General features: G+C 71.7%; 24 protein-coding genes and 1 riboswitch. Of the genes, 18 read left to right on the top strand and 6 right to left on the bottom strand.

The genetic code is table 11. The features are described from left to right. Positions 1-123: 123 nt before the first annotated feature. Positions 124-1188 carry an anthranilate phosphoribosyltransferase gene (trpD, locus tag ACWFR4_RS02040; RefSeq protein ID WP_453650269.1) on the top strand — a complete coding sequence of 355 codons (1065 nt, stop codon included), beginning with the start codon at positions 124-126 and terminating at the stop codon, positions 1186-1188. A gap of 113 nt (positions 1189-1301) precedes the next feature. Beyond that, positions 1302-1418: riboswitch (SAM riboswitch) on the top strand. A gap of 166 nt (positions 1419-1584) precedes the next feature. Further along, positions 1585-2946, top strand: coding sequence for an aminotransferase class V-fold PLP-dependent enzyme (locus ACWFR4_RS02035; protein WP_453463468.1), 1362 nt, complete (start codon positions 1585-1587; stop codon positions 2944-2946). 69 nt (positions 2947-3015) lie between these two features. On the opposite strand, the gene ACWFR4_RS02030 is transcribed toward ACWFR4_RS02035, so the two are convergent. Both ACWFR4_RS02030 and ACWFR4_RS02025 read right to left on the bottom strand, forming a co-directional pair. Further along, positions 3016-3297, bottom strand: a complete 282-nt coding sequence (locus tag ACWFR4_RS02030) for an Lrp/AsnC family transcriptional regulator (RefSeq protein ID WP_100592167.1) — start codon at positions 3295-3297, stop codon at positions 3016-3018. A gap of 40 nt (positions 3298-3337) precedes the next feature. Continuing rightward, complete coding sequence (locus tag ACWFR4_RS02025; RefSeq protein ID WP_453463486.1) at positions 3338-4093, bottom strand: rhomboid family intramembrane serine protease; 756 nt, start codon at positions 4091-4093, stop codon at positions 3338-3340. Positions 4094-4249: 156 nt separating this feature from the next. Here ACWFR4_RS02025 and ACWFR4_RS02020 point away from each other — a divergent pair, with 156 nt between their 5' ends. From ACWFR4_RS02020 to ACWFR4_RS02000, 5 genes are all read left to right on the top strand, one after another. After that, a complete protein-coding gene (locus ACWFR4_RS02020) occupies positions 4250-4489 on the top strand; it encodes a hypothetical protein (protein WP_100592168.1) in 240 nt (79 codons plus the stop codon). Between the two features lie 43 nt (positions 4490-4532). Further along, positions 4533-5882 carry an NYN domain-containing protein gene (locus tag ACWFR4_RS02015; RefSeq protein WP_453463471.1) on the top strand — a complete coding sequence of 450 codons (1350 nt, stop codon included), beginning with the start codon at positions 4533-4535 and terminating at the stop codon, positions 5880-5882. A gap of 317 nt (positions 5883-6199) precedes the next feature. Beyond that, a complete protein-coding gene (locus ACWFR4_RS02010) occupies positions 6200-7231 on the top strand; it encodes an NlpC/P60 family protein (protein ID WP_453650267.1) in 1032 nt (343 codons plus the stop codon). A 241-nt stretch (positions 7232-7472) separates the two neighbouring features. Next, a complete protein-coding gene (locus tag ACWFR4_RS02005; protein ID WP_453650265.1) occupies positions 7473-8522 on the top strand; it encodes an NlpC/P60 family protein in 1050 nt (349 codons plus the stop codon). Positions 8523-8554: 32 nt separating this feature from the next. Continuing rightward, a complete protein-coding gene (locus ACWFR4_RS02000; protein ID WP_453650263.1) occupies positions 8555-9763 on the top strand; it encodes a hypothetical protein in 1209 nt (402 codons plus the stop codon). Between the two features lie 13 nt (positions 9764-9776). On the opposite strand, the gene ACWFR4_RS01995 is transcribed toward ACWFR4_RS02000, so the two are convergent. Further along, positions 9777-11015 (bottom strand): glycosyltransferase 87 family protein, encoded by a 1239-nt coding sequence (locus ACWFR4_RS01995; protein ID WP_453650261.1) that lies wholly within the window; start codon positions 11013-11015, stop codon positions 9777-9779. Between the two features lie 78 nt (positions 11016-11093). Between ACWFR4_RS01995 and ACWFR4_RS01990 the strand changes: the two genes are divergently transcribed. Further along, positions 11094-12236 (top strand): glycosyltransferase family 4 protein, encoded by a 1143-nt coding sequence (locus ACWFR4_RS01990; protein WP_453463483.1) that lies wholly within the window; start codon positions 11094-11096, stop codon positions 12234-12236. A gap of 90 nt (positions 12237-12326) precedes the next feature. Here ACWFR4_RS01990 and ACWFR4_RS01985 read toward each other — a convergent pair whose 3' ends face one another. After that, entirely contained in the window at positions 12327-14123 is a 1797-nt protein-coding gene (locus ACWFR4_RS01985) for an AMP-dependent synthetase/ligase (protein WP_453650259.1), read from the bottom strand. A 309-nt stretch (positions 14124-14432) separates the two neighbouring features. On the opposite strand from ACWFR4_RS01985, the gene ACWFR4_RS01980 reads away from it, so the two are divergent. From ACWFR4_RS01980 to ACWFR4_RS01955, 6 genes are all read left to right on the top strand, one after another. Beyond that, positions 14433-15194, top strand: coding sequence for a metallophosphoesterase family protein (locus ACWFR4_RS01980; protein WP_453468783.1), 762 nt, complete (start codon positions 14433-14435; stop codon positions 15192-15194). An 80-nt stretch (positions 15195-15274) separates the two neighbouring features. Continuing rightward, positions 15275-15709, top strand: a complete 435-nt coding sequence (locus ACWFR4_RS01975) for an SRPBCC family protein (RefSeq protein WP_266565140.1) — start codon at positions 15275-15277, stop codon at positions 15707-15709. An 85-nt stretch (positions 15710-15794) separates the two neighbouring features. Continuing rightward, on the top strand, positions 15795-16961 hold the full coding sequence (locus ACWFR4_RS01970; protein ID WP_453650257.1) for an ArsA family ATPase: 1167 nt from the start codon (positions 15795-15797) through the stop codon (positions 16959-16961). A gap of 89 nt (positions 16962-17050) precedes the next feature. Further along, positions 17051-17536, top strand: coding sequence for a DUF5304 domain-containing protein (locus tag ACWFR4_RS01965; protein WP_453468781.1), 486 nt, complete (start codon positions 17051-17053; stop codon positions 17534-17536). A 53-nt stretch (positions 17537-17589) separates the two neighbouring features. Then, entirely contained in the window at positions 17590-18543 is a 954-nt protein-coding gene (locus ACWFR4_RS01960; RefSeq protein WP_100592179.1) for an ROK family glucokinase, read from the top strand. Between the two features lie 75 nt (positions 18544-18618). Next, entirely contained in the window at positions 18619-19377 is a 759-nt protein-coding gene (locus tag ACWFR4_RS01955) for an endonuclease/exonuclease/phosphatase family protein (protein ID WP_453468126.1), read from the top strand. A 6-nt stretch (positions 19378-19383) separates the two neighbouring features. On the opposite strand, the gene ACWFR4_RS01950 is transcribed toward ACWFR4_RS01955, so the two are convergent. Then, entirely contained in the window at positions 19384-20079 is a 696-nt protein-coding gene (locus ACWFR4_RS01950) for a hypothetical protein (protein WP_453650255.1), read from the bottom strand. Next, on the bottom strand, positions 20072-20851 hold the full coding sequence (locus ACWFR4_RS01945) for an alpha/beta hydrolase (protein ID WP_227294266.1): 780 nt from the start codon (positions 20849-20851) through the stop codon (positions 20072-20074). Before ACWFR4_RS01945 ends, ACWFR4_RS01950 begins: the two co-directional genes overlap by 8 nt. Positions 20852-21016: 165 nt before the next feature. Between ACWFR4_RS01945 and ACWFR4_RS01940 the strand changes: the two genes are divergently transcribed. The 4 genes from ACWFR4_RS01940 to ACWFR4_RS01925 all read left to right on the top strand — a co-directional run bounded on the left by ACWFR4_RS01940 (position 21017) and on the right by ACWFR4_RS01925 (position 24954). Further along, on the top strand, positions 21017-21796 hold the full coding sequence (locus ACWFR4_RS01940; protein ID WP_116502541.1) for a lysophospholipid acyltransferase family protein: 780 nt from the start codon (positions 21017-21019) through the stop codon (positions 21794-21796). A gap of 57 nt (positions 21797-21853) precedes the next feature. Then, positions 21854-23083, top strand: coding sequence for a MacS family sensor histidine kinase (macS, locus tag ACWFR4_RS01935; protein WP_453650254.1), 1230 nt, complete (start codon positions 21854-21856; stop codon positions 23081-23083). Beyond that, on the top strand, positions 23080-23775 hold the full coding sequence (locus ACWFR4_RS01930) for a response regulator (RefSeq protein ID WP_453650252.1): 696 nt from the start codon (positions 23080-23082) through the stop codon (positions 23773-23775). The genes macS and ACWFR4_RS01930 overlap by 4 nt, the downstream gene beginning before the upstream one ends. 150 nt (positions 23776-23925) lie before the next feature. After that, entirely contained in the window at positions 23926-24954 is a 1029-nt protein-coding gene (locus ACWFR4_RS01925; RefSeq protein ID WP_453468122.1) for a 6-phosphofructokinase, read from the top strand. Positions 24955-24991 lie beyond the last annotated feature (37 nt).

Genomic DNA, 24991 nt, shown 5'->3' with positions numbered 1-24991 from the left:
TGACCTGACCCCATGGTCGCCACGTTGAGAGCCCCGTCCAGGCACTGGACGGGGCTCTTTGCCGCTCTCAGGGGTGGATAGGGTGGCCTTGTTCCCATACACACGAAAAACCAGGAGCGGCAGATGAATGCTGTGACCCCCGCAGGAGGCAACACCGCGGCGGGCCGTTCCTGGCCCCAGATCCTGAACGGCCTCCTGGAAGGGCGCGACCAGAGCGCTGACGACACGGCCTGGGCCATGGACCGCATCATGCGGGGCGAGGCCACGGACGCGCAGATCGCAGGGTTCGCGGTGGCCATGCGCGCCAAGGGCGAGACCGTGGAGGAGATCTCCGGCCTCGTACGGGCCATGTACGAGCACGCGAACGTGATCGAGGTCCCGGGCGACACGGTCGACATCGTCGGCACGGGCGGCGACGGCGCCAAGACGGTCAACATCTCCACGATGTCGGCGATCGTCATCGCGGGCACGGGCGCCAAGGTCGTCAAGCACGGCAACCGCGCCGCCTCGTCGTCTTCCGGCGCCTCGGACGTCCTGGAGAAGCTCGGCGTGAACCTGGAGCTCACGCCGAAGCGGGTGGCCGAGGTCGCGGAGGAGGCCGGGATCACGTTCTGCTTCGCCGTGAAGTTCCACCCCGCGCTGCGGCACGTGGCGGCGGCGCGCGGCCAGCTGGGCATCCGCACGACGTTCAACTTCCTCGGTCCCCTGACCAACCCGGCCAAGGTGCGGGCCCAGGCCGTCGGGGTCGCCGACGCGCGGATGGCGCCCATCGTGGCCGGCGTCTTCGCCGAGCGTGGCCACTCGTCCCTCGTCTTCCGCGGCGACGACGGCCTGGACGAGCTGACGACGACGGCGACCTCGCGGATCTGGGTGGTCCGTGACGGCGCCGTGCGCGAGGAGACCTTCGACCCGCGGGACGTCGGCATCGATCTGGTGCCGGTGTCCGCGCTGCGGGGCGCCGACGCGTCCTACAACGCGGAGGTCGCCCGCCGTCTCCTGGACGGTGAGAGGGGCCCTGTGCGGGACGCGGTCCTCCTCAACTCGGCGGCGGCGCTCGTCGCTCTCACGCCCGGCGACGGCCCCCTGACCGACCAGATCCGGACCGGTATGGCACGTGCCGCCGAGTCGATCGACTCGGGCTCGGCGAAGCGGACGCTGGAGCGCTGGGTGGCGGCCAGCAACGCGTGAGCGCGTAAGGAAGACAAGGTGGGGAGGCGCCGGCCGGTGCCTCCCCACCACTCTCCGTCCGGGATGCGGACACGCTGTTGCGATGAAGCGATCAGCTGGCATACTTCTCGGCAGGTCATGAGTGACAGCGATTAGGCCCCGGCTCGCTGTCCGGCAACCCTCCGTCCGTGGCGGGGTGCCCCGGGTGAAGACCAGGCAGTGCACAGCAAGGTGCTCTGCAAGCGCGGACCCCTGCACACCCTGGGGTCCTGGTCCTCAAGGGAGCAGTCTCGTGAGCAAGCGAATGCGATAGGGCATCTCCGCCCCACCTCCGCACACCCCTTTTCTTTTTCGGCTGCGCCGTCGAGCCATCGGCTCCGGCGCGGTCAATTCGCTTACCTCTCACGGGAGTTCGCCATGTCTGTCTCCACCGTTGCCGCCGACCAGTCGCTTTGTACCCCTCTGCCGGTTCTCGGCCGGGATGTCACCGTTCCGCTCGTCACCGGTGGCGAGGTCACCTACGCGGCCCTCGACTACGCGGCCAGCGCCCCGGCGCTCCAGCGGGTCTGGGACGACGTGGCGGCCTACGCGCCTTACTACGGCAGCGTGCACCGCGGCGCCGGGTACCTGTCGCAGCTGTCGACCGACCTCTTCGAGAACTCCCGCGTGACCGTCGCCGAGTTCCTCGGCTGCCGCGCGGACGACCAGGTGATCTTCACCCGGTCGACCACCGACTCGCTGAACCTGCTCGCCGCCGTGCTCCCCGCCGACTGCGAGGTCTTCGTCTTCGAGACCGAGCACCACGCCTCGCTCCTGCCGTGGCGCGACGCCCGCGTGACGTACCTGAACGCGCCGCGCACGCCCGGCGAGGCCGTCCAGACCCTGGAGAGCGCCCTCGCCGACCGCGACCCCTACGGGCCCGCCCTGGTGTGCGTCACGGGCGCCTCGAACGTCACCGGCGAGCTGTGGCCCGTCCGTGAACTCGCCGCCGCTGCCCATGCCCATGGCGCCCGTGTCGTCCTCGACGCCGCGCAGCTGGCCCCGCACCACCCCGTCGACATCCAGGACCTCGACGTCGACTGGATCGCCTTCTCCGGGCACAAGCTGTACGCCCCCTTCGGCTCCGGCGTCCTCGCCGGCCGCGCCGACTGGCTCCAGGCATCCGAGCCCTACCTTGCCGGCGGCGGCGCCTCCCGCAAGGTCGCGCGGCGCGCCGACGGCGGTGTGGATGTCGAGTGGCACGACAGCGCTGCCCGCCACGAGGCCGGTTCGCCGAACGTCATCGGCGTCTACTCCATCGCCTCCGCCTGCAAGGCCCTCACCGAGGCGGGCTTCGACTCGCTCGTCGCCCGTGAGCAGTACCTGATCGGCAAGGTCCGTGACGGTCTCGCCGCCGTGCCCGAGGTCAAGGTGCTCTCGTTGTTCGGCGACGACGCCCCGCGCGTCGGCGTCATCTCCTTCGTCGTCGACGGCTGGAACAGCTCGCACTTCGCGGCCGCGCTCTCCGCCGAGTACGGCATCGGCGTGCGCGACGGCCTCTTCTGCGCCCACCCGCTCGTGCGCACCCTGCTGGGCAGCGACCCGCAGTCGCAGGGGGAGTGCGGGGCGCCCGAGGCCGCGCCCGGCGAGAAGTCCCTCAACGCGATCCGTGTCAGCTTCGGCGCCGGCACCCCGGACGAGCACGTCGAGCGCTTCGTCCGCGCCGTCACCGAGCTGGTCCGCGACGGCGCGCGCTGGAACTACCGCACGGAGGACGGGCGTTGCGTCCCCGCGGTGTGATCCGCGCACCGCACCGGACATGACGAAGGCCGCCCCTCGGGGCGGCCTTCGGTCGTCAAGCGGACAGGATCAGGAGTCGAGCCCGATCGCGAACGCCGCCTCCAGGTCGTGCTGCGAGTACGTGCGGAACGCGACGTGCGTGTCCGTCGCCTCCACGCCCGGGATCTTGCTGATCTTCCCGGGGATGACGTCCGCCAGGTCGTCGTGGCGCGCGACGCGCACCATGGCGATCAGGTCGTACGTACCGGTCACGGAGAAGACCTCGCTGACGCTGTCGAGGGCGGCGATCGACTCGGCGATCTCGGGGATCCGGTCCACGCTGGTCTTGATGAGCACGATCGCGGTGATCACGGCTGGCTGTCTCCCTCGGTGGCCGTGGCTGGGGCTGCTTTCACTCTAGCCCTCCCGTCTCCCGCCCCCGCCCTTGCGCAGAAGCGCTCTGCGCACCCCTCCTTTTTCCTCTGTAGCGCACCCAGGCGTAGAGGAACCCGACGGAGAACCCGACCAGGTGCGCCAGGTACGCCACCCCGGGCCCCCGGCTGCCCTGGCCCGCCGCGGCCCACTGGAGCGCCACCCAGAACGGCAGCACCACCCACGCGGGAAACCGCAGCGGCAGGAAGAACAGGAACGGGAACAGGCTCGTCACGCGCGCCCCGGGGAAGAGATACAGAAACGCCCCGAGCACCGCGGAGATCGCCCCTGAGGCGCCCACCAGGGTCTGCCCGGAGCCCGCGTGCGCGATCGCGTAGCCGAGCAGCGCCACGCAGCCGGAGAGCAGGTAGAAGAGCGCGAACTGGAGGTGGCCCATACGTTCTTCGACCATCGCGCCGAAGACGTACAGGAAGAGCATGTTGCCGAGCAGGTGCAGCCAGCTGCCGTGGACGAAGAGGGCCGTGACGGTGGTGAGCGCGGCGCGTGGGGAGCCGGTGAGCAGCTGGGAGGGGATCACGCCCCAGCGGGCGAAGTAGTCGCTCTGTGCGGCGAGCAGCCGGTCGCCCGTGCCGTAGACGGGGTTGAACCCGGATGCCGGGGACAGCAGGAAGGCCACGCAGCACAGCACGATCAGCCCGTACGTCACCGGTGCCGGCTGGTTCCTGACGGCCGTCCTGACCGTCCTGCCCGCCGCCGCACCCCAATTGTCGATCATGTGCCAGATCATGACGTAACGGTGCACACCTGCCCAGACGGCCTGCCGGGATTCCCCACTGTGGACGCCCGCGCGGGGGGTCCCCGCCAGGCCGTAGGGTTACGAGCACCACGCACCACGGAAAACGTACGACCCCGAAAGAAGGCGACAGCCCCGATGACGGTTCCCCTGCCGACCGCCGAGACCCGTTGGCGCTGCACTCTCTGCGGCAACCTCACGCGTTTCGACGTGACCCGCTCGTCGAAGGTCGTCGAATACGTTCACCTCGACCTCGCCGGTGACCCGAAGGTCGAGGAGCGCGAGGTGGTCAGTGAGACCATCGAGTCGGTCCGCTGCCGCTGGTGCAACGCGGTGGATCAGGTCGAACTCGTGGACAGGCCGGGTGCCGGCTCCTGAGAGGGAGCCGAACCCCCAGAAATTACGGACATTGGGGTGACGGATGGTGGAGAGCGAAGGCGGGGAGGCCGGGGACGGCGCCGCTGAGGTGCTCGACCGGCCGTTGCCCGAAGGCGTGCGGCGCCGGGTCGTGCAGATCGTCTCGGACGGCTTCGGCGGGCTGACGGTCGCCGAACTGCCGCCCCAGTTGCGGCAGTATGCGCGCTTCACCCCGACCCGGCGCGCCAAGTTCGCCGGCAATGCGATGGCCGCCGCCGTGGAGAGCGACACGCTCTTCCGCCAGCGCATCGGCGAACGTCTCAGAGAGGCCCAGCCGGAGCTCGCCGGCGCCCTGGACTCAGGGGCGCCGCCGCCCGCCGCCGACCCCCTCGACGTGGCCGCCGCGGCCTATGTGCTGCGGCCCACGGGCTGGGTGAAGCTCGTAGCGGCCGCCGGCGAGGAGGCCGTGCGGGCCGACGCCGAGCGCGCCGACGAGGAGGCGAAGGCCGAGCTGGAGCGGCTGCGCGCGGAGGTCGAGGCCGCCCGTGAGCAGGCCAGGTCCGAGACCGAACGGCTGCGCGCGGAGCTGGAGTCGGCGAAGAAGGAGGCCGACTCCCTCCACCGCAAGCTGCGCAGCGCGCTCAGTGACGTCAAGCGCGGCGAGGCGGCCCTGCGCAAGGTCCACGGCGAGACCGAGGCCGTGCGGGCCGAGACGCATGCGCAGCTGTCCGCCGCCGACAGCGAGACGCGACGGCTCAAGGCCCGGCTCGGCGAGACCGAGGCGGCGCTCGAGGCCTCGCGCAAGGCGGCGCGCGAGGGCCGCAGCGTCGAGGACATGCGGGTGCGGCTGCTGCTCGACACCGTCCTGGAGTCAGCCCAGGGGCTGCGCCGCGAGCTGGCGCTGCCGCCCGTGTCCGTGCGCCCTGCCGAGACCGTGGACGCCGTCGAACCCGGGCGGATGTCGCCCAAGGACATCGCGGCCCGTGCCCTGTCCGAGCACGACCCCGCCATCCTGGACCAGCTGCTCGCTCTGCCGCAGGCCCATCTCGTGGTCGACGGCTACAACGTCACCAAGACCGGCTATCCGACGATGCCGCTGGAGAAGCAGCGGCTGAGGCTGCTCGGCTCGCTCTCCCGGCTCGCCGCGCAGACCGGCGCCGAGGTGACCTGTGTCTTCGACGGGGCCGAACTCGTCGCGCCCGTACTGCTCGCGCCGCCGCGCGGGGTGCGCGTGCTCTTCTCGAAGGCGGGTGTGACCGCCGACGAACTGATCCGCCAGCTGGTGCGTGCCGAGCCCTCCGGACGGCCCGTGGTGGTCGTCTCCACGGACCGCGAGGTGGCCGACGGGGTCGCCAGGTCGGGCGCCCGTCCCGTCGCCTCCGTGATGCTCCTGAAGCGTCTCTCGCACGGCTGACCGACCGCCGCGCAGGTTTCGGCCCTTCGCCGCATAGGCAACGTAGGTCTCATACGTAACCTCTGGGCCTGATGCCCGAATTGGCGGATCGTTTACGCAACGTAGTGTCAAACGAGCATTACCGCACGTGAGTTGAATGCAAAGAATGCGCTCGGTGACCGACTTTTTTCCCGTCAGGATTTGAACTGATCACAGGAAGGTCACTAAGGTCTGGCCTCGAACCTCCGCTCGGGTGATCGCTCATCGGGAGTGACGGCAGAGGGTCACCGCCCACCGGCGTGTCGGTAGGCGGCTGGAGGAAGAAGGAGCTCGCCTTCGTGGCGTCCCACCGTCGACCCAAGCAGCCGAGCCGCACCCGTGTGACCGTGCTCACCGCAACCGCCGCCGCCGCCGTGGCCCTCACGTCGCAGGCGGCACAGGCCGCGCCGAAGCCGACCAAGAGCGAGGTCAAGGCCAAGGTCGACAAGCTCTACGAAGAGGCGGAGAAGGCCACCGACAAGTACAACGGGGCCAAGGAGAAGCAGAAGAAGCTCGAGAAGGAGATCGGCGACCTCCAGGACAAGGTCGCCCGCGGCCAGGAGGACCTCAACGAGCTGCGCTCCGGCCTCGGTTCGATGGCCAGTGCGCAGTACCGCTCCGGCGGCATCGACCCCTCCGTCCAGCTCTTCCTCTCCGCCGACCCGGACGACTTCCTGGACAAGGCCTCCACGCTCGACCAGCTCAGCGGTCAGCAGGTCGAGGGCCTGAAGAAGATCCAGGAGAAGCAGCGTTCGCTGGCGCAGGAGCGCCAGGAGGCCGCCGACAAGCTCAAGGACCTCGCCGACACCCGCACGGAACTCGGCAAGAAGAAGCAGCAGGTCCAGAGCAAGCTCAGCGCCGCGCAGAAGCTCCTCAACACCCTCACCGCCGCCGAGCGGCAGAAGATGGCCGCCGACGACGCCCGCGCGAGCCGCTCCGCCGGCGCCCGCGTCGACCTCGGCAACGAGGTCCCGGCCTCCAAGCGCGGCGCCGCCGCCCTGAGCGCCGCCGCCACCCAGCTCGGCAAGCCGTACGTCTCCGGCGGCACGGGCCCCAACTCCTACGACTGCTCCGGGCTCACCCAGTGGTCGTACGGACAGGCCGGTGTGGGCATAACCCGGACCACGTACACGCAGCAGAACGACGGCACGAAGATCGGCATGAGCCAGCTCAAGCCCGGCGACCTGGTCTTCTTCAACAACCTCGCGCACGTGGGCCTGTACGCCGGCAACGGCCAGGTGCTGCACGCCCCGCACCCCGGCGCCGTCGTGCGCTACGAGTCGATGAGCACCGTCGGTTCCTTCATGTTCGGCGTCCGCCTGTCCGGCTGAGGACCCGGCCCGGATCCGCCGGGCGAGCGCCACGAGAAAGCGCGCCCGTTCGGGCGAATTCCGGCATCACCCGCTGACCCCACGCCCCGCCCATGACCTGCGTCATAGGCGGGGCGTCGCGTTTTCCGCCCGCAGCGGTCGTTGGCCGCGCCCGCCCCTCGCGGCTACTGTCGCCCCGCATTCCCCCGACCGGGTTCTCCGGCCGGGGGTCGTTCGTCAGTGGAAGGGAGAGCGGCTACTCGTGGGGTCACATCGCCGTCCCGCACAGTCCGGCCTCGACCGGAGCGCGCGCGGCTCCACTGTCAGCCTCCTGTCGGCCGTGTCCGCCGTGGCGGCCACCGCCGCCGGGCTCACCGCCGCCCCCGCAGGCGCCGCGCCACAGGACCGCCCGTCCGGCACCCGGGCCGAGGTCGACCGCCTCTTCGAGCAGGCCGAGCAGGCCACCGAGGCGTTCAACAAGGCCGACGAGCGCGCCGGCAAGCTCCGCGACGAACTGGCGGACCTGCAAGGCAGCGTCGCCCGCGGGCAGGAGCGCATCAACACCATGCGCGGCGCCCTCGGTTCGCTCGCCGGCGCCCAGTACCGCTCGGGCGGCATCGACCCCGCTCTCGCCCTGCTCCTGTCGTCGGACCCCGACGGCTATCTCGACAAGGCGTCCGTCCTCAACCGCATCACCGCCCGCCAGGCCGGCGAACTCACCGAACTGCAGCGGGCGCAGCGCGACCTGTCCCAGGAACGCGCCGAGGCCACCCTCAAACTCGTCGACCTGGAGCGCTCCCGCAAGGCCGTCGCCCGGCACAAGCGGGCCGTCGAGGACAAGCTCGCCACGGCCCGCCGCCTGCTCAACTCCCTGCCCGCCTCGCAGCGTGAGGCCTACGAGCGCGCCTCGCGCGGTGGCGTGCGCGACGGCATCCCCGACCTGTCGGGCGCGGGCGTGCCGTCGTCCGGCCGGGCCGCCGCGGCGGTCGCCGCCGCCATGTCCGCGGTCGGCAAGCCGTACGTGTGGGGCGCCAACGGGCCCTCCGGATTCGACTGTTCGGGCCTCATGCAGTGGTCGTACGCGCGGGCGGGCGTGGGCCTGCCGCGCACCTCTCAGGCCCAGCGGTACGCGGGCCGGCAGGTGCCGCTGTCCGAGGCGCGGCCCGGCGATCTCGTCGCCTACCGCTCGGACGCCAGCCACATCGGGATGTACGTGGGCAACGGCCAGGTCATCCACGCCCCCTACCCCGGCGCGCCCGTGCGCTACGACCCGGTGGGCATGATGCCCGTGTCGTCCGTGACACGGGTCTGAGCGGTCGCGGCAGGCGCCGTACGATCGGGAGGATGGCTGGTCGTGGGCGTGGTGCGGGTGGAGCGGGGGCGTGCGTCGCCCTGCTGTCCGTGACCGCCCTGCTCACCGGGCTCGTCGGCTGCAGCGGGGGAGTGGCGCAGGACACCGCGCGGGGCGATGTGCAGCACACCCTCGACCGCAGGGCCGACGCCGTCCTCGCCCGGGATCCGGCCGCGTACCGGGCCACCGGCAGCGCGGACGCCGCGGTCCCGGCGAACCTCACCGACGTCCCGCTGACCTCCTGGACGTACCGGCTCACGCGCCTGGACCGCTCCGGCAGCCATGCCACGGCCGGCGCGGAACTGCGCTACCGGATCAAGGGCTACGACAGCGCCCCCGTCGTCTCCGGGCGCTCCCTCGAGCTCGAACTGCGCGAGGGCCGCTGGTACGTGACCTCCGACCGGCCCGCCCCGGACGCCGGCGAGCAGCTCTGGGAACAGGGCAGGGTCGTCGTCGAGCGGGGCGTGCACAGTCTCGTCCTCGGCGTCGGCAGGTCCCACGGCGCACTGAGCGGCTACGCGGACCTAGCCGACGAGGCCGTGCCCGCCGTGAGCGACGCCTGGGGGACCGGCTGGGCCCAGCGGGTCGTGGTCCTGGTCCCGAAGTCCCTCGACGGCATGGGGGCGCTGCTCGGGTCACCCGCCGCCGGGTACCGGGGGATCGCCGCGGTGACGACCGGCGAGGCGGGGGCGCCGGGGCGGACGCCGGCCGACCGGATCATCGTGAACCCGGACGCGTACGGCGTGCTCGGCTCCTTCGGCAAGCAGGTCGTCCTCACGCACGAGACGACCCACGTCGCCACCCGCGCGGCGACGTCGGGCGCGACTCCGCTGTGGCTGTCCGAGGGCTACGCGGACTGGGTCGGCTACCGCGGTACCGGCCGCTCCGCGGGGCAGGCCGCGCCGGAACTGGAGCGCGCGGTGCGGCTCGGCCGGCTGCCGGCCGCGCTCCCCACCGACCCGGACTTCGGGTTCTCCGGCGACGCTGGACGGCTCGCGCAGGCGTACGAGGGCGGGTGGCTGGCCTGCCGGATGATCGCCGACCGCTGGGGCGAGGCGAAACTGAACGACTTCTACCGCGCCGTGGGGAAGCACAAGCGGCGGACCGGGGCGGTCGAGGAGGCGATGGTGAGCGTGCTCGGGACGACGCAGGAGAAGTTCACGGCGGACTGGCGGGACTATCTGCGGGCCCAGCTCGGCTGACCGGCCGGCGGGGTCATGACGTGAGCAGGGTCTCGTCGCGGGCCGCCCGGGGAGGCAGCGCCTGTTCGCGCGTCCGCGGCTCCGTGACCGTCTGCCGCCACAGGCGCCGGGCGGCGGTGAGGGAGGCGGCGACCAGCAGGCCGTTGCGTACGAGGATCAGGGCGAGGCCGAGTCCGTCGCCGTACACGACGTGTCCGAAGCCGAGCGGGAACTCCAGGAACGTCACGAGGGACGCCGCCACGACCAGGCAGGCCGGCGGTGTCATCCGGCTCGCGGAGAACACGGTCGACACCGCGGCCAGACCGGTCAGCCACAGCATGTACTGAGGGCTGATCACCCGGCTCGTCGTCGTGAACAGCAGCACCGCGACGAACGCCGCGTCCGCGAGCGTCCCCGGCGCCCAGGCCCGCGCCCTCAGCCGCCACATCAGGAGCCAGGCGAACGCGAGCAGCGTCAGCACCTGCGCGACCACGCTCACGACGTCCACGTAGGGGCCGAGGAACTCCATCGAGCCGTAGTTCAGCCCGACGGAACCCGGCCAGCCGAACTGCCGCGCCACGTGGAACACCAGCGCGCCGAGCGACTCGACCTCCGTGCCGCGGTCGCGCTGGGAGGTGAGGAAGCCGAGCGAGCCCGGCATCGCCGCCGCGAAGGCGACGACCAGGCTGCCGGCCGTGAGGGCCGCGCTGCCCCAGGAAGCCCGTGTGACGCGGCCACGACGGGTCCCGAGCAGCAGGAGCAGGGGCCACACCTTCAGCAGCGCGCCGAGCCCCGTGAGCGCCCCCATGACGCGCGGATGCCGGGCCCCGGCCAGCAGCGCGGCCACCGCGACCGCCGTGACCATGACGTCGTAACGGGCGTACGCGGTCGGACCGAGCAGCGGCACGCCCGCGACCCACACCCACGCCCCGCGCCACGACCTGCCGGGCCGCCCGCCCGCGTACACGAGGAGCCCGAAGGTGAGCGCGTCGGCGAGGAGGGCGAGCACGAAGAACGCGGTGGCGTAGGACAGGAACGGCAGCAGGGCGGGGGAGAGGATCGCGCCCGCGGCGGCCGGCGGGTACTGCCAGGTGACGTCGTCCAGCGGGAACGTGCCCGTGCGCAGGATCCCGTACCAGTTCCGGTAGATGACGGAGACGTCGCTCGTCACGTCGGGACCCGGGACCGTGATCACCTTCAGGACGCACAGGAGGAGCAGCGCCCTGGTCGCGGCCCACACCAGCACCGCGGGGACCGGGATTCTCGGCATCATTCGGGCCATGATGCCGGGCAGAACTGTGCAGGGGCCATGAAGCATGGCCCACCGGCGCGTTAGGTACTGTCGGCGGCGATGCACAAGACCCTGATCGTGACCAACGACTTCCCGCCCAGGCCCGGTGGCATCCAGGCGTTCCTGCACAACATGGCGCTCCGCCTGGACCCCGAGCAGCTCGTCGTCTACGCCTCCACCTGGAAGCGCACCCGGGAGGGCGTCGAGGCGACCGCCGCCTTCGACGCCGAGCAGCCCTTCACCGTCGTGCGCGACCGTACGACGATGCTGCTGCCGACGCCCCGCGTCACCCGGCGCGCTGTGGGCCTGCTCAAGGAGCACGGCTGCACGTCGGTGTGGTTCGGCGCGGCCGCCCCGCTCGGCCTGATGGCTCCGGCGCTGCGCAAGGCCGGGGCCCAGCGCCTGGTGGCCACCACGCACGGGCACGAGGCCGGCTGGGCGCAACTGCCCGCGTCCCGCCAACTCCTGCGCCGCATCGGCGAGTCGACGGACACGATCACATATCTCGGCGAGTACACGCGGTCGCGGATCGCCGCCGCCCTGACGCCCGCCGCGGCGGGCCGGATGGTGCAGTTGCCGCCGGGTGTGGACGAGAAGACGTTCCACCCCGGCTCCGGCGGCGATCTGGTGCGCGAGCGGCTCGGACTGACCGACCGGCCCGTCGTCGTGTGTGTCTCGCGGCTCGTGCCGCGCAAGGGGCAGGACACCCTGATCCTCGCGATGCCGCGGATCCTGGCGGCCGTCCCGGACGCGGTGCTGCTCGTGGTGGGCGGGGGCCCGTACGAGAAGGAGCTGCGCAAGCTCGCCGCGGAGACGGGCGTCACCGACTCGGTGCGCTTCACGGGGGCCGTGCCGTGGTCGGAGCTGCCCGCGCACTACGGGGCGGGCGACGTGTTCGCCATGCCGTGCCGGACCCGGCGCGGGGGCCTCGATGTCGAGGGTCTCGGCATCGTCTACCTGGAGGCGTCGGCGACGGGTCTGCCGGTCGTGGCGGGTGACTCCGGCGGCGCGCCGGACGCGGTGCTCGACGGGGAGACGGGCTGGGTCGTGAAGGGCGGCGACGCGGAGGACTCCGCCGACCGGATCATCACGCTCCTCGGCGACGCGGAGTTGCGGCGGCGCATGGGGGAGCGGGGGCGCGAGTGGGTCGAGGAGCGGTGGCGGTGGGATCTGCTGGCCGAGCGGCTGCGCGGGCTGTTGTAACGCCGAACGCCGGACGGGCTGGATGATCCAGCCCGTCCGGCGTTCGAGGACAAGGGAAGCGGGGGTGCGGGGGCGGGGCCCCCGCACGGCTCAGCCCCGGTAGATCGCTTCGATCTCGTCGGCGTAGTCCTTCGCCACCACGTTCCGCTTCAGCTTCAGGGACGGCGTCAGGTGGCCCGACTCCTCCGTGAACTGGGTCGGCAGGATGCGGAACTTGCGCACCGACTCCGCCTTGGAGACCGCCGCGTTGCCGTCGTCCACGGCCGTCTGGATCGCCGCGAGGAGATCCGCGTCGTCCCGCAGGGACACCGCGGTCGAGTCGGCCGGCTTGCCGTGTTCGGCGGCCCAGCGACCGAGGAACTCGTCGTCGACCGTGACGAGCGCGCCGACGAAGGGGCGCCCGTCGCCGACGACCATGCACTCGGCGACCAGGGCGTGCGCGCGGATGCGGTCCTCGATGACGGCCGGGGCGACGTTCTTGCCGCCCGCCGTCACGATGATCTCCTTCTTGCGGCCGGTGATCCGGAGGTAGCCGTCCTCGTCGAGCGTGCCGATGTCGCCCGTGTGGAACCAGCCGTCGGCCAGCGCCTCCTCGGTCGCGGCCTCGTTGTTCCAGTAGCCCGAGAACAGGTGCTCGCCGTGCAGCAGCACCTCGCCGTCGTCGGCGATCCGGACCACGGAACCCGGCAGCGGCTGGCCGACCGTGCCGATCTTCTGCCGGTCCCACGGGTTGAAGGCGGTGGCGGCGCAGGACTCGGTCAGGCCGTAGCCCTCGAGGACCGTGAAGCCGATGCCGCGGAAGAAGTGGCCGAGGCGCTCGCCCAGCGGGGCGCCGCCGGAGATCGCGTACTCGCCGCGGCCGCCGAGGACGGCGCGCAGCTTGGAGTAGACGAGCTTGTCGAACGTCTTGTACTTCAGCTTCAGACCGATGGACGGGCCCTTGGGGGTGTCCAGGGCGCGGCTGTACTCGATGGCCGTGTCGGCCGCCTTGTCGAAGATCTTGCCCTTGCCATCGGCCTGCGCCTTGGCGCGCGCCGAGTTGTAGACCTTCTCGAAGACGCGCGGCACACCCAGGATCAACGTCGGCCGGAACGCGGCCAGTTCATCGGTGAGGTGCTTGATGTCGGGGGCGTGGCCCAGCTTGATCGGGGCCATCAGCGAGGCGACCTCGACCAGGCGGCCGAAGACGTGCGCGACGGGCAGGAAGAGCAGCACCGAGCACTCGCCCGTACGGAAGAGGGGCTTGAGGCGCTCGACCACGTTCCCGCACTCGGCGAAGAAGCTGCGGTGTGTGAGGACGCAGCCCTTGGGGCGGCCCGTGGTGCCCGAGGTGTAGACGATCGTCGCCGGGTCGTCGGCCTTCGCGACGGCGCTGCGCTCGTCGACGGTCGCGTCGGAGACGCCGGCGCCCGCGCGGTCCAGCTCCTGGACGCCGCCGGCGTCGATCTGCCAGACGTGGCCGAGGCCGGGGAGGCGGTCGCGCACGGACTCGACGGTGGCCTCGTGCCCGGCGCTCTCGACCACGCAGGCCACGGCGCCGGAGTCGCCGAGAATCCACTGGATCTGCTCGGCGGAACTGGTCTCGTACACCGGGACGGTGATCGCGCCTGCGCTCCAGATCGCGAAGTCGAGGAGCGTCCACTCGTAGCGGGTACGGGACATCAGGCCGACCCGGTCGCCCGGCTGCACGCCGGAGGCGATCAGGCCCTTGGCGGCGGACCGCACCTCCGCGAGGAAGGTGGTGGCAGTGACGTCCTGCCAGGTGCCGTTCACCTTGCGGGCGATGACGGCGACGTCGGGGTGCTGCGCGGCGTTTCTGCGGACGATGTCGGTCAGATTGCCGTCCGCAGGGACCTCGTACAGGGCCGGAAGGCTGAACTCGCGCAAGACTGCTGCTCCTCATAGGGCACCGGCGCCACGGCATTGTGTGAGTCGACGATGCGGTCCAAGATCGGGCAGGTGCTCAGCTGCTGAAGCAGTGGTAGCCCCAGTGGTTGAAATGCTGAGCACTACTGGACTGCCCGGACGTTACCCACCGGTACTGCTTTTCCGGTAGGGGGTCCAGGCCAGATGTTCGCTGCGTCACACGCCGTGTAACTGCTCCGCCGACCCTAGTCCACCGAATCGGCGAATAGGAAGTAACCGCAGGTCCGGCCCCCTCTACCCACGATTCCCACACAGTTCTAGGGTGATCGCATGCGCGTACATGTGGTCAGCGATGTGCACGGAAACTCCACAGACCTCGCCCGGGCGGGAGACGGGGCGGACGCCCTCGTCTGCCTCGGTGACCTGGTGCTCTTCCTCGATTACGCAGATCATTCGCGTGGCATCTTCCCGGACCTGTTCGGTGTGGAGAACGCGCACCGCATCGTCGAGCTGCGCACCGCCCGCCGATTCGAGGAGGCACGTACGTTCGGCGCCGGGCTCTGGGCCGGGATCGATCGCGGGACCGCCATCGAGACGGCGGTGCGCAAGCAGTACGCCGAGCTCTTCGCGGCGTTCCCCACACCGACGTACGCCACCTACGGCAACGTCGACATCCCGCACCTGTGGTCCGAGTACGCCGGACCCGGCACCACCGTCCTCGACGGCGAGCGCGCCGAGATCGGCGGCCTCGTCTTCGGCTTCGTCGGCGGTGGACTGCGCAGCGCCATGCGCACCCCGTACGAGATCAGCGACGAGGAGTACGCCGCCAAGATCGAGGCTGTCGGGGAGGTCGACGTGCTGTGCACCCACATCCCGCCGGACGTCCCCGAACTCGTCTACGACACCGTCGCGCGCCGCTTCGAGCGCGGCAGCCGCGCCCTCCTGGAGGCGATCCGGCGCACCCGTCCCCGGTACTCCCTCTTCGGCCACGTCCACCAGCCGCTCGCCCGGCGCATGCGGATCGGGGCGACGGAGTGCGTCAATGTCGGCCACTTCGCGGGTTCGGGCAGGCCCTGGGCCCTGGAGTGGTGACAGCGCCGCCGCCGGTGCGCGGTAGCCTTCACGCGATACACACCACCCCTCAGCGGACCGCATCTGGAGGAGCCACCGCGATGGCGGAACACACCAGCTCGAGCATCACGATCGAGGCGGCACCGGCCGATGTCATGGGGGTGATCGCCGACTTCGCCCGCTACCCCGACTGGACGGGAGAGGTGAAGGAGGCCGAGGTCCTCGCCACGGACGGCGCGGGCCGCGCCGAGCAGGTGCGACTCGTCATGGACGCCGGAGCGATCAAGGACGACCAGACCCTGGCCTACACCTGGACCGGGGACAACGAGGTCTCCTGGACCCTGGTCAAGTCCCAGATGCTGCGCTCCCTCGACGGCACGTACCTCCTGAAGTCGTCCGGCACGGGCACCGAGGTCACCTACCGCCTCACGGTCGACGTCAAGATCCCCATGCTCGGCATGATCAAGCGCAAGGCCGAGAAGGTCATCATCGACCGCGCCCTCGCCGGCCTGAAGAAGCGCGTGGAGACGAAGTAGCTCCCGGCGCCCCCGTCCGGCGGCCCGCTGTCTCCGTCCGGCGGCCCGCCGGGGGCGACCTGCGTCCCAGGTAGCCTCACACCCCATGCGCACCGTTCTGGTAACCGGCCCCGGCGGCTCCGGCCGGACCACCGCCGCCGCGGCCACGGCCCTCACCGCCGCCCGCCGCGGAGCCCGCACCCTTGTGCTCTCGGCGGACCCCACGGACACCCTCGGCGCCGCCCTCGCCACCCCTACGAGCGCGGCGCCGACGTCCGTCGAACCCGGTCTCACCGCGATACGTCTCGCCCCGGCGGACCGCTTCCGCGAGGACCTCGCCGGCCTCCAGGAAAAGGCCGCGTCCGCCCTCGACCTCCTGGGCGCCACCCGCCTCGACGCCGAGGAACTCACCCCGCTGCCCGGCAGCCACGAGCTCGCCCTGCTCCGCGCCCTGCGCGACAGCGCACACGGTCCCTACGACCTCGTCGTCGTCGACCTTCCCCCGGCGCCGCAGGCCCTCGCCCTGCTCGCCCTGCCGGAACAACTGCGCCGCTACCTGCGCCGCCTGCTCCCCCCGGAACGCCAGGCCGCCCGCGCCCTGCGCCCCCTCCTCGGCCGCCTCGCCGGCGTCCCCATGCCCGCGGAGTGGCTGTACGAGACGGCGGACCGCTGGGACACCGAACTTGCCGCCGCCCAGGCCGTCATCGAGGACCCGCACACGACCGTGCGCCTCGTCGCCGAACCCACGCCCGCCGCGGCCGACGCCCTGCTCGCCACGACCACCGCCCTCGCCCTGCACGGCCTGCGAGCCGACGCGCTGCTCGCCTCCCGCGTGCTCCCCGACGGCTCCACCGACCCGTGGCTCTCTGACGCCGCCGCCCGCCAGCGCAAGATCGTCGCCACCTGGCAGGGCACGCACGACGTGCATGAGCTGCCCCATCTGGGCCGTGACCCGCGCGGCGCCGACGACCTGGCCGCGCTCGGCGCACCGCCGGTCCCGCCCGCGCCGGCCGCGACCGCCTGGCCCGTCGAGGACCGCATCGCCGACGAGGGCGTCCTCGTGTGGCACCTGCCGCTGCCCGGCGCCGTCCGCGAGGACCTCGGGCTGGTGCGGCGCGGCGACGAACTCGTCGTGACCGCCGGACCGCTCCGCCGCATCGTCTCCCTGCCGTCGGCGCTGCGCCGCTGCACCGTCGCCGGCGCCGGCCTGCGCGACGGCGTCCTGCGCATCAGGTTCACCCCCGACCCCGACCTGTGGCCGCGGGGACGGTGAACGGACTACCGCCGTTCGGGTAACGTCGAAGGTACGCACCCCTCCTGGTACGCACCCACCCACATACGTTCTCGCAGGAGTCAGCCGCCATGAGCGACGCCACCGAGCAGCCCGCACCCGAGGCAGACGCCGACGCCTGGGAGAAGGCGTGCGCCGAGGACCTCGCGGAGGAGAAGGCCCGCCGCCGTGCCGAGCACGGGCCCCCGCCCGGCTCGGCCGCCGAGGAGCTGCGCAAGCTCGTCGACGCCGTCGCCGAGAAGCTGTCGGGGCTCCAGACGCCCCTTCTCGGCGCGGTCGCGCAGGGCACCGCGCAGCAGGTCGTCAGCCAGGTCGTCAAGCAGGCGAAGGCGGCCGTCGAGCCGGTCGTCGAGCGCAATCCCGAGGTCTTCGACCACCTCGCGGCCGCGGGTAACGAGCTGCTCGCCGCCTACCGCTCCGCCGTCGAGCGCCAGGAGCAGCGCTGGACCCAGCGCTCGTCGGGCGCCCAGGCCGGACGGGCCGCCGCGGACGGCACGGACCCCCGTGACGAGGGCCCCGAGGGGCCTTCAAAAGGTGAACACATCGACCTCGACTGAAGACCGCTCGGGTACGGTGGGCCGTAGCGGGGCTCGACCGAACTGAGGGATTCATGGGACTCACCATCGGCGTCGACATCGGCGGCACAAAGATCGCGGCCGGCGTGGTCGACGAGGAAGGCAACATCCTCTCGACGTTCAAGGTGCCGACTCCCAGCACGTCCGAGGCCATCGTTGACGCGATCGCCTCGGCCGTCGAGGGCGCACGGGCAGGACACGAGATCGTCGGCGTGGGCATCGGCGCCGCCGGATACGTCAACCGCCAGCGCTCCACGGTCTACTTCGCGCCCAATATCGACTGGCGCCAGGAACCTCTGAAGGAAGAGGTCGAGAAGCGGGTCGGCCTGCCGGTCGTCGTCGAGAACGACGCGAACGCGGCCGCCTGGGGCGAATACAAGTTCGGCGCGGGCAAGGGCCACCGGAACGTCATCTGCATCACGCTCGGCACCGGCCTCGGCGGCGGCATCATCATCGGCAACAAGCTGCGCCGCGGGCACTTCGGCGTGGCCGCCGAGTTCGGCCACATCCGGATGGTCCCGGACGGCCTGCTGTGCGGCTGCGGCAGCCAGGGCTGCTGGGAGCAGTACGCCTCCGGCCGCGCGCTCGTCCGTTACGCCAAGCAGCGCGCCAACGCGACCCCGGAGAACGCGGAGTTCCTGCTCTCCCTGGGCGACGGCACCCCGGACGGCATCGAGGGCAAGCACATCTCCATGGCCGCCCGCCAGGGTGACGCCGTGGCCGTCGACTCGTACCGCGAGCTGGCCCGCTGGGCCGGCGCGGGCCTCGCCGACCTGGCCTCGCTGTTCGACCCGTCCGCGTTCATCGTCGGCGGCGGACTCTCGGACGAGGGCGAGCTCGTCCTCGACCCGATCCGCAAGTCCTACAAGCGCTGGCTGGTCGGCGGCAACTGGCGCCCCGTGGCGGACGTCATCGCGGCCCAGCTCGGCAACAAGGCGGGCATGGTCGGAGCGGCGGACCTGGCGCGGGAGCCCGACCCGATCATGTGACACCGGCTGCTTCAGCCACCGAACGCCCGCCGTTTCCCCGGAGAAACGGCGGGCGTTCGTCGTATCTTGATCGTCATGGTCACCGGATCACTCCCCAACTCCCGCACCGAACCCGACGGTTCGGCCGTCGTCCGGGTGCTCAGCTACAACATCCGCTCGATGCGCGACGACACCGCCGCGCTCGCCCGCGTCATCGCGGCCTGCGCCCCCGACCTGGTCCTGATCCAGGAGGCGCCCCGCTTCTTCCGCTGGCGCAAGAAACTCGCCCGGCTCGCGGCCGCCTCGGACCTGGTGATCCTCTCGGGCGGCGCGAGCGCGGCGGGCCCGGCTCTGCTCTGCTCCCTGCGCGCCACCGTCGAACGCACCGAGGACGTCCTGCTGCCCCTCACCCCCGGACTGCACCGGCGCGGTTTCGCGACCGCCGTCGTCCGGTTCGGTGGCGCCAGGATCGGGGTACTGAGCTGCCATCTGAGCCTGCAGAAGGACGAGCGGTACGCGCAGGGCGGGATGCTCCTCGACCGGCTCGCGGCGCTCGGCGTCGAGCACGCCGTCGCGGGCGGTGACCTCAACGAACGACCCGGCGGCCGCACGTTCCGGCGCCTCGCGGAGGCTCTCCAGGACACCTGGGCCACGAAGCCGTGGCTCGGCGAGTACACGTCGACACCGGCCGACCCGCATCAGCGCATCGACGCGATCCTCGCGACACAGGGCGTCGAGGTCCTCGGCTGCGGGGTCCCGGTGGGTATGCCGGGGGTGAGCGAGGACGACCTGAGGGCGGCCACGGACCATCTGCCGGTCCTGGCCGCCCTCAGGGTTCCCGCCGCCCGGGGCTGACGCGGGTCAGACGACCGCGCCGCGCCCCGGATCGTCGTCGTCATCGTCGCCCTGCATACGCATCACGAGCGTGCCGAAGCCGCCGAGGAAGCCACCGACGCAGACCGTCGTGAGCCACCACGTCATCTGCCAGCCGAGCAGCACGGCCAGCAGCATCAGGACCGGGCCGCCGATCACGGCGAGCCAGGCGAACTTGGCGGTGACGTCCGCCTCGGGCAGCGGCGGGGGCTCCGGGGGCACGAAGTGGCCCTCGTCGTCGCTGTCCGACGGCTCGGCCTGCCGGTAGTCGCGGGGGCCGCCGACGCCGGGTGCGAAGGAGACCGAGGAGCCGAGCGGCGTCGCGGGCTTGCCGGGCTTTGGGGCGTCCGGCTCCGAGCCACTCGCCTCCGGGCCGTCCGTCTCCGAGCCGTTCGTCTCCGGGTCGGGCAGGGCCAGGTCCTCGATCGACTTGAACGGCTTGGCACCCGGCGGGTCCGGCGGCTCATCGCCGTACCCGGCGACGATGGCGGCCCAGACGACGTCCTCGTCCACGGGCTGGCCGGCGCCCCCGGCGGCCGCGGTCGCGTCTGCGCCGGGCTGCTGCTCCTTGCCGAGCTGCGCCGGACCGGGCAGCGCCGTGCCCGACGCCGCCGTCTCGGCGGACGCGTCCTCCGGCTCGCGGCTCTCGTCGCCGGCGGGCTCACGTCGGTCCTGCTCAGCCACCGGTGGCCGTCCCTTCCTTACCGACACTGGGGGCGAGCCGGCCGATGAACGCATAGCTCTCGTCGAAGATCCGGTCCGCGTCATGGTCCAACGTCGCGACGTGGTAGCTCTGTTCCAGCAGGATCTCCTCGACGTCCGTGGACGAGATCCGGCTGAGGACGCGGGCCGAGTCGACGGGCGGCACCACATGGTCCTGGGTGCTGTGCAGGACCACCAACGGCTGTGTCACCTGCGGCAGTTCACGGTCGACGATGCGGAAGAAGTTCCGCAGGGAGTGCGCGGCGTGCAGCGGCACCCGGTCGTACCCGATCTCCGACGAGCCCTCCTTCGCGATGTCGCTGGCGATCCCCTTCGTCGAGCGCACGAGATGCCGGGCCACCGGGAGGGCGTGCGCGGCGAGGCCGTGCACCTTGTTCCCCGGGTTCACCAGGACCAGGCCCGCCACCTCGTCCCCGTGCTTCGCCGCGAGCCGCAGCGCGAGGGCGGCGCCCATCGACAGACCGAAGACGAAGACCTGGGAGCACCGGTCCAGCAGCTCGCGCAGGGCGCGGTCCACCTCCGCGTACCAGTCCTGCCAGCCGGTGACCTGCATGTCCTCCCAGCGCGTGCCGTGACCGGGCAGCAGGGGGAGCGAGACGGTGAGGCCGCGCTCGGCGAGGTACTCCGCCCAGGGGCGCAGCGACTGCGGGGAACCGGTGAACCCGTGACAAAGGAGGACGCCGACCTCTCCGCCTTCGTGGCGGTACGGCTCGGCTCCAGGAATGACCGGCACCTTCGGTCTCCTGTTCGTGAGAGGGGGATCGCCCAGGACTGCGGGGCGTACTTCACCGTACGCGACCGCGCTGACACCGACCAGGGTCGTAGGGCCTCGGAGCTGCGGCGCGGGTTATGGTCTGATCCACAGACAAGGGAAGGCAGTGGGTTGATCTACGGCGCAATGAAGGTGGCCATCGGAGGGCCGCTGAAGCTCGGCTTCAGGCCCTGGGTGGAGGGCCTCGAGAACATTCCCGCCGAGGGTCCCGCCATCCTGGCCAGCAACCACCTGTCCTTCTCGGACTCCTTCTTCCTGCCGGCGGTGCTCGACCGCAAGGTCACCTTCATCGCGAAGGCCGAGTACTTCACGACGCCCGGTGTGAAGGGCAAGCTCACGGCCGCGTTCTTCAAGGGCGTCGGCCAGCTCCCCGTGGACCGCTCCGGTTCGCGCGGCGCGGGCGAGGCCGCCATCAAGAGCGGCATCGAGGTCCTGGAGCGCGGCGAGCTCTTCGGCATCTACCCGGAGGGCACCCGCTCGCCCGACGGCCGCCTGTACCGCGGCAAGCCCGGCGGACTCGCGCGCGTGGCGCTCGCCACCGGCGCGCCCGTCCTCCCGGTCGCGATGATCGACACCGAGAAGATCCAGCCCCCCGGCAAGGTCCTGCCCAAGCTGATGCGCCCCGGCATCCGCATCGGCAAGCCCCTCGACTTCGGCCGCTACCAGGGCATGGAGCACGACCGGTTCGTGCTGCGGGCCCTGACCGACGAGGTCATGTACGAAATCATGAAGCTCTCCGGCCAGGAGTACGTCGACATGTACGCGACCGCCGCCAAGCGGCAGATCGCGGACGCGGCGAAGGCCGAGGCCAAGGCGGAGAAGGAAGCCAAGGCGGAGCGGGAAGCCATGGCCGAGAAGGAAGCCAAGGAGAACAAGGGCGGCGGCGTGGAACGGCCGGCCTCCTAGCCGCGTCGTCGTTCTGGGAGCGGTCGTTCCGGGAGCCGCAGTTCGGGGGGTGGGTGCGTGGCCAGGCGCGAACGCGTGATGAGGATGTCCGTCGAGCAGCCGCTGTGGCGCGCGCTGACGGCGTACCGGCTGCTGACGATGCTGTACGCGATCGGCCTGTTCGTCACCGCGCAGGACAGGTTCGATCGCCCCTGGGTGGCGATCGGCTACTTCGTGGTCCTGGTCGTGTGGACCCTGGCCACGCTGCCGCGCGTCGCGAACGCCGCGAGCTGCACCAAGCGATTCCTCACCGCCGACCTGATCGTCGCGCTCGCCGGCATCCTGCTCACCCCGGTCGCCGTCGAGCACAGCCGGATCGTGGCCGGTGGCCCGACCCTGCCGTCGATCTGGACGGCCGGCGCGGTCCTCGCGTACGCGGTCAAGGGCGGCTGGCGGTGGGCGGCGTTCGCCTCGCTGCTCGTCGGCGTCGCGAACGTGGTGCAGCGCGGCGCCTTCAGCCGCGACACCCTCCACAACGTCCTGCTCGTGTGCATCGCGTCGATCGCCATCGGCTATGTCGTCGAGGTGGCCCGCGCCTCCGAGCGCACCCTCGCCCGGGCCCTGGAGATCGAGGCGGCCACCCGTGAGCGGGAGCGGCTCGCCCGCGACATCCACGACGGCGTGCTCCAGGTCCTCGCCATGGTGCAGCGCCGCGGCGCCGCGCTGGGCGGCGAGGCCGCCGAGCTCGGCAGGATGGCCGGCGAGCAGGAGGTCGCCCTGCGCACCCTGGTCGCAGGCGGTCTCGTGCCCGCCTCACGTGCCTCCGAGGACGCCTCACAGGGCGCGCTCGTGCGGGGCGTGGAAGAGCCGGACGACCTGCCCGGCGCCTCGACGCCCTGCGATCTGAGGTCGCTGCTCGCGCCGCACGCCGGGGCGCGGGTGAGCTTCGCCGAGCCGGGCGCCCCGGTGGTCCTGCCGCCGGTCGCGGCGAAGGAGCTCGCGGCGGCTGTCAGTGCCGCCCTGGACAATGTGCGCAGGCACGCGGGGGCGGACGCCCGGTCCTGGATCCTCGTCGAGGACGAGCCCGACGCGGTGATCGTGACGGTGCGGGACGACGGACCCGGCATCCCGGAAGGACGTCTCGCGCAGGCCGAGGGGGAGGGGCGGCTCGGTGTCGCCCAGTCCATCCGCGGCCGGCTGCGGGACATCGGCGGCACGGCCGAGCTGATCTCGGTGCCGGGACAGGGCACCGAGGTCGAACTGAGAGTTCCGAAGGTTTCACGGGGGAAGGCGGAATCGGGAAGATGACCGAGCAGCAGCGGGAGGGTGCCGCCACGGGCGCGATCAGGGTCATGGTGGTCGACGACCACCCGATGTGGCGCGACGCCGTGGCGAGGGACCTCGCCGAGGCGGGTTTCGACGTGGTGGCCACCGCGGGCGACGGCGAGCAGGCGGTGCGCCGGGCGGGCGCCGCCGCGCCCGACGTCCTCGTACTCGACCTGAACCTGCCGAAGATGCCCGGCGTGCAGGTCTGCAAGGAACTCGTCGGCGCCAACCCCGCCCTGCGCGTCCTGGTCCTGTCGGCGAGCGGGGAGCACGCCGACGTCCTGGAGGCGGTGAAGTCGGGCGCCACCGGTTACCTGCTGAAGTCGGCGTCGACCGAGGAGCTGACCGACGCGGTGCGCCGCACGGCGGCCGGTGACCCCGTCTTCACCCCGGGGCTCGCGGGCCTCGTCCTCGGCGAGTACCGGCGGCTGGCCTCCGAACCCGGGCCCGCCGCGGGCGCCGACTCGCCCAAGGCCCCGCAGCTCACCGAGCGCGAGACCGAGGTCCTGCGCCTGGTCGCCAAGGGCCTGAGCTACAAGCAGATCGCCGAGCGGCTCGTCATCTCGCACCGCACCGTGCAGAACCACGTGCAGAACACCCTGGGCAAGCTCCAGCTGCACAACCGCGTGGAGCTCGTCCGGTACGCCATCGAGCGCGGCCTCGACGACGCGTAACCGCCCCCGCGCCTCCTGAAGGATCACCACACAAAGGTCAACCTCCGTACTCTTCAACGGAATTCACCCTTCGCGTGCTGCCGAAGTGACATGGATCACTATTAGCGTGACCCGTGTCAGCTCACAGTGCTGTGGCGAAGGGACATTTCCATGCGGGTCGGAGTACTGACCGGAGGCGGCGACTGCCCCGGGCTCAACGCCGTCATCCGGGGCATCGTCCGCAAGGGCGTGCAGGAGTACGGCTATGACTTCGTCGGCTTCCGGGACGGCTGGCGCGGGCCGCTCGAAGGCGACACCGTACAGCTCGACATCCCGGCCGTGCGCGGCATCCTGCCCCGTGGCGGCACCATCCTCGGCTCCTCGCGCACCAACCCCCTCAAGGTCGAGAACGGCATCCGCCGCATCAAGGAGACCCTCGCCAAGGAGGAGGTCGGGGCGCTCATCGCGATCGGCGGCGAGGACACCCTCGGCGTCGCCGCCCGCCTCACCGACGAGTACGGCGTGCCCGTCGTCGGCGTACCGAAGACCATCGACAACGACCTGTCCGCCACCGACTACACCTTCGGTTTCGACACCGCCGTCGGCATCGCGACCGAGGCCATCGACCGGCTGCACACCACCGCCGAGTCCCATATGCGGGTCCTGGTCTGCGAGGTCATGGGCCGCCACGCGGGCTGGATCGCGCTCCACTCGGGCCTCGCGGGCGGGGCCAACGTCATCCTCATCCCCGAGCAGCGCTTCGACGTCGACCAGGTCTGCGCCTGGGTCACCTCCCGTTTCAAGGCCTCGTACGCCCCGATCGTCGTCATCGCCGAGGGCGCCATGCCCAAGGACGGGCAGATGGTCCTCAAGGACGGGACGCTCGACTCCTTCGGGCACGTCCGTCTCTCCGGAGTCGGCGAATGGCTGGCCAAGGAGGTCGAGCGGCGCACCGGCAAGGAGGCCAGGACCACGGTCCTCGGCCACATCCAGCGCGGCGGCACCCCCAGCGCCTTCGACCGCTGGCTCGCCACCCGCTTCGGGCTGCACGCCATCGAGGCCGTGCGCGACCGCGACTTCGGGAAGATGGTCGCGCTGCGCGGCACGGACATCGTCCGGGTGCCGATCGCCGAGGCGACCGCCCGGCTGAAGACGGTCGATCCCGCACTGTACGAGGAGGTCGGGGTCTTCTTCGGCTGAGGCGCGAGGCCGGGGTGACGCCGGGGGTGGGGCGAGG

The organism is Streptomyces sp. NPDC055140, assembly GCF_053607285.1.
Note: the sequence above shows the minus strand (reverse complement) of the source record. Positions and strands in the feature narration are given on the sequence as shown.

Excerpts from the sequence above, each read along its gene's own strand:
- ACWFR4_RS02000 (WP_453650263.1), top strand. The coding sequence starts at position 8,555 with ATGGCTGGTCGTGGGCGTGGTGCGGGTGGAGCGGGGGCGTGCGTCGCC.
- ACWFR4_RS01995 (WP_453650261.1), bottom strand. The coding sequence starts at position 11,015 with ATGATGCCGAGAATCCCGGTCCCCGCGGTGCTGGTGTGGGCCGCGACC.
- trpD (WP_453650269.1), top strand. The coding sequence starts at position 124 with ATGAATGCTGTGACCCCCGCAGGAGGCAACACCGCGGCGGGCCGTTCC.
- ACWFR4_RS02020 (WP_100592168.1), top strand. The coding sequence starts at position 4,250 with ATGACGGTTCCCCTGCCGACCGCCGAGACCCGTTGGCGCTGCACTCTC.
- ACWFR4_RS01930 (WP_453650252.1), top strand. The coding sequence starts at position 23,080 with ATGACCGAGCAGCAGCGGGAGGGTGCCGCCACGGGCGCGATCAGGGTC.
- ACWFR4_RS01925 (WP_453468122.1), top strand. The coding sequence starts at position 23,926 with ATGCGGGTCGGAGTACTGACCGGAGGCGGCGACTGCCCCGGGCTCAAC.
- ACWFR4_RS01990 (WP_453463483.1), top strand. The coding sequence starts at position 11,094 with ATGCACAAGACCCTGATCGTGACCAACGACTTCCCGCCCAGGCCCGGT.
- ACWFR4_RS01955 (WP_453468126.1), top strand. The coding sequence starts at position 18,619 with ATGGTCACCGGATCACTCCCCAACTCCCGCACCGAACCCGACGGTTCG.
- ACWFR4_RS01940 (WP_116502541.1), top strand. The coding sequence starts at position 21,017 with ATGAAGGTGGCCATCGGAGGGCCGCTGAAGCTCGGCTTCAGGCCCTGG.
- ACWFR4_RS02015 (WP_453463471.1), top strand. The coding sequence starts at position 4,533 with ATGGTGGAGAGCGAAGGCGGGGAGGCCGGGGACGGCGCCGCTGAGGTG.
- ACWFR4_RS01965 (WP_453468781.1), top strand. The coding sequence starts at position 17,051 with ATGAGCGACGCCACCGAGCAGCCCGCACCCGAGGCAGACGCCGACGCC.
- ACWFR4_RS01980 (WP_453468783.1), top strand. The coding sequence starts at position 14,433 with ATGCGCGTACATGTGGTCAGCGATGTGCACGGAAACTCCACAGACCTC.
- ACWFR4_RS02025 (WP_453463486.1), bottom strand. The coding sequence starts at position 4,093 with ATGATCGACAATTGGGGTGCGGCGGCGGGCAGGACGGTCAGGACGGCC.
- ACWFR4_RS01970 (WP_453650257.1), top strand. The coding sequence starts at position 15,795 with ATGCGCACCGTTCTGGTAACCGGCCCCGGCGGCTCCGGCCGGACCACC.
- ACWFR4_RS01960 (WP_100592179.1), top strand. The coding sequence starts at position 17,590 with ATGGGACTCACCATCGGCGTCGACATCGGCGGCACAAAGATCGCGGCC.
- ACWFR4_RS01975 (WP_266565140.1), top strand. The coding sequence starts at position 15,275 with ATGGCGGAACACACCAGCTCGAGCATCACGATCGAGGCGGCACCGGCC.
- ACWFR4_RS02035 (WP_453463468.1), top strand. The coding sequence starts at position 1,585 with ATGTCTGTCTCCACCGTTGCCGCCGACCAGTCGCTTTGTACCCCTCTG.